This is a genomic window from Mesorhizobium sp. M7A.F.Ca.MR.362.00.0.0, assembly GCF_004023175.1.
GTDB lineage: Bacteria > Pseudomonadota > Alphaproteobacteria > Rhizobiales > Rhizobiaceae > Mesorhizobium.
In genome coordinates, this window is sequence record NZ_RZTF01000060.1 from 20,796 (window position 1) to 23,422 (window position 2,627).

Here is a 2,627-nt window from a genome sequence, read left to right on the forward strand (position 1 = left end):
GCGACCTGTTCCTGGCCGCGCGCGAACAGGAACTGCCGGCGATCGAGGCGGAAAAACAGGCGCTGTATCGCAAGCTCAAGCTGGAAGGCATCTGCGAGAGCGCACTCAACATCTGCATCACCTGCGATAGGCAGCGCTCGAAGGGTTCGCCGCTGGGACGCTGGCACAATCCGGAGATGGATCTCTACAGCACCGTCTGCGCGGTGCAGAATTTCTGGCTGGCCGCGCGTGCCGAGGGCGTCGGTGTCGGCTGGGTGAGCATCATCGAGGCTGAGGCGCTGAAGCGGCTGTTGGCCATTCCGGATCACGTAACGCCGATCGCCTATCTCTGCGTCGGCCGTGTTTCCGAGTTCGCTCCCAAACCGGACCTTGAAACGCATGGCTGGGGACGGCGGCTGCCGCTGCCGGAGCTGATCATGAGCGAGACTTTTTCCGGGCAAGGCGAGACACAGCTCAAATCCACCGTGGCGCGCCTCAACACCGTTCCTGCCTCACCAGACACCATCCGCCCAGCCGATCAGGGTGTGGCGCCGGCCGTACCCCAGCGCGAACCGCCGAAGGAGGCGAGCGCCTTGTCCTTGAGCTCCCTGAACTTCGACGACGCCTCGGCCAGCCGGGCGTCCCAGGCCGGATCCGGCACCTGGCCCGCAATGGTCTTGAAATAGACCTGCATCAAGCAGGCGATGGCGAAGGGTTCAATGAACGCCGCCTTGAATGCCCAGGCGAAGACGATGGCGAGCACAAAAGCCCAGCCGGCGAGCTGGCCAGGCATCAGGAAGAGAATGGCGCCGGCAGGCGCCAGCATCATCAGAAAGATGATGAACGACACGCCCCACATGATGACCGCCAGCCAGACGGCGTTCTTGACCATGACCTTGCCGTTCTGGGCATAGAGCACGACGCCCTGGCGCGCCGTCTCGAAGGGCGAGGCTGAATTGATGCGGATGTTGTAGCCGAGGATGATCTCGTCGACATAGGTCAGCGACAGGCGGATCACCGTGTTGATGAAGGAGACCAGGCCGCTCAGGCCCGGTATCGGCAGGAAGGCGGCGATGCCGCCGAGCAGGCCGGTGATGGCGCGGATGGCGCCCTTGACGAGTTGGTCGACGACGAAAAGGATGTTGGCCTCGGCGAAACGCTGGGTCACGATATCCCTGGCATAGGCGATCTGGTCCTGACCGCCGGGAATGTCGCGGCCGTCGATCAGATGAACCATGACGGCGATGTGGCCGGCCTTGACGACATAGAGGATGTATTCGCGGATCCAATACACAGCGATCGAGACGAGGCCAAACCCGACCACGCCGCCCCACAGGGCAAAGGACATGGGCCCGTCGGGATCAGTGGAGATATGGCCGACGCCATAGCCGACCGAGGCGCCGCTGCCCGTCGCCATAATGTAGGCCAGCGTGATGCCGAAATAGACGATCATGCGAAAGACGATGAACGGCCAGGTCCGCATCATGATGGACACCGACCGGCCGATCTCAAAATCCCACATGTGCCCCGAATCTCCGCCTCAGAGATGGTGGAAGAGGATGGACTCAACCCGGCGATTGTCAATTGCCGGCCCTGACGCCAAAGGGCAACGAATTCGGGCTAACGGGTTTCTTCGGAGCCTTCGCCGGCGCGTAGGCTGACGGAGCATCAAACGAAAAACCCGCCTGTGCGGCGGGTCACTGGCGCAAATCAGCACCATGGACGAATATGTACCTTAGCTGAGGTCACCGAGTCAAGAAAAAATTCCTATCGGGAACAGCTGCCGGCACGAAAGCTCCGGTGTGAACTTCAATTCGACTGCGGGTCCGGCTTCTTGAGCAGGCCTTCGAGCAGTTGCTTGAACGCCGTCACCACCTTCTTCGACGTCGCTTCGGGGTCGCTCGAATTGGCGATCCGTTGCGCTGCCTGGCTGCTCGCTCCGTTGATCAATCGCGAGGCCGTCTCGGGGTCGAGGCTGGAGACAACGACCCCCTCCTCCTGCAGCGCGGTCAGATGGTCGGTCATTGAAGCGATGCACGCACTGCAATTCGGCCATTGCGCTGGATCCCCCAGCACGGCCGGGCCATCCCGGAACATGATGCGCTGGATTTCCGGCTCCAGCGCCATCTCGATATAGGTCGAGCACTCGTCGACGAAATGTTGCCAACGGGTCGGCGCTCTCGACGCGACCTCATTGATGCGCGCCGCCATCTCGCCGTCAATCTGGGCTATGACCGCCTGCAGCAGCCCCTTCTTGTCGCCGAAATGATGATAGAGCGCGCCGCGCGTCAGCCCGGCCGAAGCGGTGAAATCATCCATCGAGGCTTCCGCATAGCCTGTTGTGCCGAAGGCATGACGGGCCGCCGCGATTAGCTTGGCGCGCGTCTCGGCGATCATCTCCTTGCGGGGTCTGTGCATGGCTTCTGGCCCTATTCACATACGCAACGTATGCCAATTGACATACGCGACGTATGGTCTATTTAATGATCATACGCTCCGTATGTAATTGTCCAATCGTCCTTTGTCGAGGAACCAACCGATGCAAAATCCCTACGCGGAAATCTTTCGTGCCCCCGGAGCCAAGGGCTTTGCGGCCGCCGGCTTCATGGCGCGCCTGCCGATCGCCATGGCGCCCATCGGCATCGTGG

The 2,627-nt window shown here is 61.6% G+C and carries 2 protein-coding genes and 1 pseudogene; 1 reads left to right on the plus strand and 2 read right to left on the minus strand.

What is annotated here, in order from left to right; translation table 11 throughout:
* Positions 1-347 (plus strand): annotated as a pseudogene (locus EOC06_RS42265) (nitroreductase family protein); the annotation flags it as partial.
* A gap of 170 nt (positions 348-517) precedes the next feature.
* Here the strand turns inward: EOC06_RS42265 and EOC06_RS11055 are convergent.
* Positions 518-1,501, minus strand: coding sequence for a hypothetical protein (locus EOC06_RS11055; protein WP_245469492.1), 984 nt, complete (start codon positions 1,499-1,501; stop codon positions 518-520).
* A gap of 287 nt (positions 1,502-1,788) precedes the next feature.
* Positions 1,789-2,397, minus strand: a complete 609-nt coding sequence (locus tag EOC06_RS11060; RefSeq protein WP_127268181.1) for a TetR/AcrR family transcriptional regulator — start codon at positions 2,395-2,397, stop codon at positions 1,789-1,791.
* Positions 2,398-2,627 lie beyond the last annotated feature (230 nt).